At 33.5% G+C, this 4,233-nt stretch carries 4 protein-coding genes and 1 pseudogene; all 5 read right to left on the bottom strand.

Annotated elements, in window-relative coordinates; translation table 11 throughout:
- Positions 1-132: 132 nt before the first annotated feature.
- Complete coding sequence (locus ABZ920_RS30415) at positions 133-690, bottom strand: TetR/AcrR family transcriptional regulator (RefSeq protein WP_016165572.1); 558 nt, start codon at positions 688-690, stop codon at positions 133-135.
- Entirely contained in the window at positions 691-1,035 is a 345-nt protein-coding gene (locus ABZ920_RS30410) for an SMR family transporter (protein ID WP_005199344.1), read from the bottom strand. It abuts the gene before it with no gap.
- Positions 1,036-1,292: 257 nt separating this feature from the next.
- Entirely contained in the window at positions 1,293-1,580 is a 288-nt protein-coding gene (locus ABZ920_RS30405; protein ID WP_000857160.1) for a hypothetical protein, read from the bottom strand.
- Positions 1,577-2,527: a replication initiation protein gene (locus tag ABZ920_RS30400; RefSeq protein WP_001031297.1), complete on the bottom strand. Its 951-nt coding sequence runs from the start codon at positions 2,525-2,527 to the stop codon at positions 1,577-1,579. Before ABZ920_RS30400 ends, ABZ920_RS30405 begins: the two co-directional genes overlap by 4 nt.
- A gap of 682 nt (positions 2,528-3,209) precedes the next feature.
- A pseudogene (locus tag ABZ920_RS30395) lies at positions 3,210-4,233 on the bottom strand (mobilization protein (MobL-like)); the annotation flags it as partial.

Below are 4,233 nucleotides of genomic sequence, written 5' to 3'. Positions count from 1 at the left end.
TTTTAAGGGTCAACTAACCGATTTTGAAAAGTTTTTAAGCACGGAAAGTAAGACTGAAGAAAATAGGCAGAAAGATAAAGATCTTTTTAATGGATTTATTTGGGATAAGACCTAAATTTCGCATAAGAGATTTTATGTTAAATAGGTTCGATTAAGCAGATCGTCTTCTAATTTTGAACATTGCTCATCATCAATGACTCCGGTAATACTTTGTAGCCACAACCCATCTGCTGCTAAACGAAGTAACTCTAAATCAGGATGACTATCCGTTTCTGCATGTTGAGATAATCTATTTTTTAGCCATTCCATCCAAATTTTATTAAAGGTAGGCTCTGTGATCATAGTCATTGATAACGCTGACCAAGCAGAAACCACCCCATCTATTTGATGGATAAAAGAACTATGAATATAAGCTCGTGTGAATTTACCATATTCTGTTTGATCGCGTTTAATCAAGTATTCAACTGTTTGATCTAAATCAAGAATTATTTGATTGAACATTTCTTCTATCAAATTTTTTTTATTCGGGAAATGGTGAAATACCCCCCCTTTTGTTATACCTACTGCTGTAGCAATATTTTGAATAGAAACACCAGAAATACCCTTTTGAGAAACAAGAATAGTTGCCTGTTCAAGGATGCGCTTTCGAATAACCTCTGGTTGCTTCTTTTGTTGCCGAATTTCTTTCACTTAATGACCTGCTGATTGCGAAAATAAATTAATAATTATTACGCCAGATACGATAAAACCAATTCCAATTAAAGCAGGATTATCTAGTGTCTGTTTAAAAACAAAGTAGCTAACTACAGCAGTTAGAACAATCCCAACACCAGCCCATATAGCGTATGCGATACCTAAAGGGATTGTTTTAATAACTTGTGATAATAAATAAAATGCCGTGCTAAAAAAAATAAAGACCATCACGCTTGGAAAAAGTTTTGTAAACCCTTCCGATTTAACTAAAAAACTACTTCCAATCACTTCGGAAACTATTGAAAATCCAAGTAATACATAAGCGAGTAACACACTGTTCATAAGTAATCATACCTAAAATACCCATCGGAAGGTATGTTAAATTTTCAAAAAAAAATTATCAATAATTATTTTAGATTTTCTAAAATTAACATAATACACCTTATACGAAATGCTTTGATTTATCCCTTCTAAATCATTATCTTACTTTGAGCCGTTCCAGTATTCAGCGCACTGGAACGGCTTTTTTGTGACTATTCACGTTCCACGCCTATTCTTTGATCAATGTTTCACGGTTTTAATTAAATAAACTGAATAATTCAATCTGCACGATTTAAGCGATTATCTTGAATAAGATCATCCAATTTATCTTCTAAATCTTCAATCTTATATTTGAGCGATAAAATAGAATTTTTTAAACGCTCATTTTCAGGAGCATCAGGATTTTTTAATTGATTAAAAATTTCTAATAATTCGTTGCGATTAGTGCTTAACCTTTCAATGTCACTTTCAATAGCCATTCTTGGTGTCCACAGAGCAAGTAAAATTTGCTCATAGTCTTTGAGTTCTTGATGGCTCATTGCATCTAATTCAGCTCTAGTTTTCATGGTTTAAAATCCGTCTTGCTATGAAGAGCTTTAAAAATCCGCTTTGCTGTTTCCTCTCTTACACTTTTCGGATCTCGTAAGATGCCACTAATCCAAAGGGCAAAACTAGGATAGTCCTGGAAGTTACTTAGGTCTGATAGCTCAGAAAGTTTAGATAAAATAGCACTGTACTTGTTAATTTGAGCATCAGACAGGTTGCAGAACATATCTATTGTTTTTGGATCTCGCTCAGGAGCTATTAATTTTGGCTTAGATTTTTCTTTCACAGTGAACTTAAAGCCGACAACAGAACGTCCTTTTTTAACTGGACTATAGTCAACTGTTACATCGGTAAATTCATTAATTTCATCTAATGAGCTCTTCAAAACTCTTCGTTTTAAGTTCCTCAAATCTCTATAAGATTCTGGTAAACCAAACTCTGTAAACATTTCATCTAGCGTTAATTCAAAGCCATTTTTTGCCTGATTTTTTTTCGCTAAATGGTAAAAGTCTATTGAGTAGTCTTTTTTTAATTTTAGAACTACATCTTTTTTATAACGAGTGTATGGATTGTATTTATCTAAAATTTTCAACATCACCAAAACAATAGATGTAAACCTTAAAGATATCCCTGCATCTTCATAAGTAGCATCAATTACCCAGTTAGAGTAGACCTTTTTCCCCCTATCATTAACGTATGAAAAGGACCGATCTACTAGTTTTTTTGACGCATTTTCAATTTGTTTATAAGCAGAATTGACTTTGATACCACAGTCATCAGCAAATTGTTGAGCAGATATTAAGATTTGATCTTGTTCACTTGCATCGACATTTCTAGCAATCGGAGAAGCCATAATTAAAATTCTTTTTTCATCTACAGACATGCTTTTAAAGCATTCAGTAACTTTGTTTTGAATAGCCATTGTTGTTACTGGATAAGATTTATCATAACTATTTTCTTTATTCATTCAGATATCAAACCTTATAAAAAATGAACATGATTTTTGTACCCTTATGAGAAAACAATGTACACCAATAAACATAAGGGTACAATAATTTATTTGTACCCTTTATCATGCTATTTGTACCCTTTAATCATGCTATTTGTACCCTTTTAAACGATAAAATCATGCTATTTGTACCCTTTATCATGCTATTTGTACCCTTTTAACGCTTGAAACTATTGCTGCATAAGGTTTTCAGAGGGTCTAAAAGCTTTTAAAAGCTTTTTAAAAGAATAAAAGGGAATTTATTTCCAAAGTGAGTTATTAAAACTGCCCTTGGTACTCGCTAAAGCTCGTACTCTATTGAAGCTCGTTTCACTCGCTTCGTGGGGGCAGTTTTTTGCATATATGATCAAGGATTCAAAAAGCAAAACATGAATAATGCATTCGCTATGCTCATGCTTTTTGACGAGCAAAAGCATCAATACTTCGCTCGTAGACACTCGCTAATCACTGTCCCCAGTAATTCAATAAAAAACGGTTTTTCAGAGGGGGAATAAGCAACCTTTCGTTGTGTCGCTCGTAGACACTCGCTAAAAGGCTCTCATTTGCGTTTTAAGCGATTTTATTTTTATCAACTATAGTTTTACTGTATTTCTATCAAAAGTCGCTAAAACCCCCGTTTTTTTGCGCTTAAATGGGATTTCTAAGGCGTGTAGTCATGGTTATTGTCATTTTCTGGCTTTTTAGGCTCATTTCTCTGCTGTTTTTCTTGTTCTTGGCGTCTTACAAATGCCAAATGTTCTTGTTGCTCTCGTTCTTGTGCATAGCGTTGTTCTTGTTGCTCTCGTTCTTTACGTAACTGCTGTTCTCTAGATTCACGATCTTTTCGGTCGTTTTCGAGCTGTATTGCTCTTTTTTGGGAAAACTCTTGCTGCGCTTCGGTCTCAATTTTTTTTGTAAAAGCCGCATGCAATTCTTGGATTTTTAGATCTTCCATTTCTTCTGCATATAGTCGCTTTTGTTTTTCACCATTTTGAGGACTAAAGTATTTATTTCCATAGTTATCTTCTTCAAATATATAACTATTTATGATCTCCAGTCTTTGATCGCGTACATACTCTTGATACTCAGTTTCTCTGCGTGATATTTCAGAAATTTGATGATCTATATTTGAAATTTGATCATTAAGTTTTCGTTGTTTAACAGTGATGTTCGGTTCGTCAAATTTTGCAAAAGACTTTTTAGGCTGGAGCAGCTGATTTTCTTCTGTCCATTTATTTAAATGATCAGAATATCTCTCTTTTTTTTCTATTTCACTAAGACCAGAAATATGCTTTTGGATGTCTAGTTGGGTGTTGTGTTGGTCGATCAGGTCATTTATTTGATTGATCCATTTTGTTTTAAAAAATAAAGGCTCTTTTTTGCGTAGTTCTGATATTGCAGAACTCATCGTGTCTAATTTTGTTGTTAATTTTGATAATTCTTCATTTTGGAATTCATAAAGTTTCTGAGAAGTTTTTTCTGAATACTCAGCTTGAGAGTATTGAAACTGAAGCTCACTTCGTACTTTTTGAACAAGATCCTCAGATACTTTGATGTTTTCATCCAGTGCGATGACCTTTTTGATTTTTAAATTACGTAGCTTAATTTCATCATTTTTCAGACTAATTTCTGTAAATATCCCTCGTCTCCGGAGGTATGTCGCTTGAGGACCTTCGTGCTGAGTT

This window comes from Streptomyces sp. NPDC046831, assembly GCF_040645305.1.
Taxonomy (GTDB): domain Bacteria; phylum Actinomycetota; class Actinomycetes; order Streptomycetales; family Streptomycetaceae; genus Streptomyces.
The sequence above is the reverse complement of the archived record's forward strand: the minus strand, read 5'-3'. Positions and strand labels throughout refer to the sequence as shown.

Excerpts from the sequence above, each read along its gene's own strand:
- ABZ920_RS30405 (WP_000857160.1), bottom strand. The coding sequence starts at position 1,580 with ATGAAAACTAGAGCTGAATTAGATGCAATGAGCCATCAAGAACTCAAA.
- ABZ920_RS30400 (WP_001031297.1), bottom strand. The coding sequence starts at position 2,527 with ATGAATAAAGAAAATAGTTATGATAAATCTTATCCAGTAACAACAATG.
- ABZ920_RS30410 (WP_005199344.1), bottom strand. The coding sequence starts at position 1,035 with ATGAACAGTGTGTTACTCGCTTATGTATTACTTGGATTTTCAATAGTT.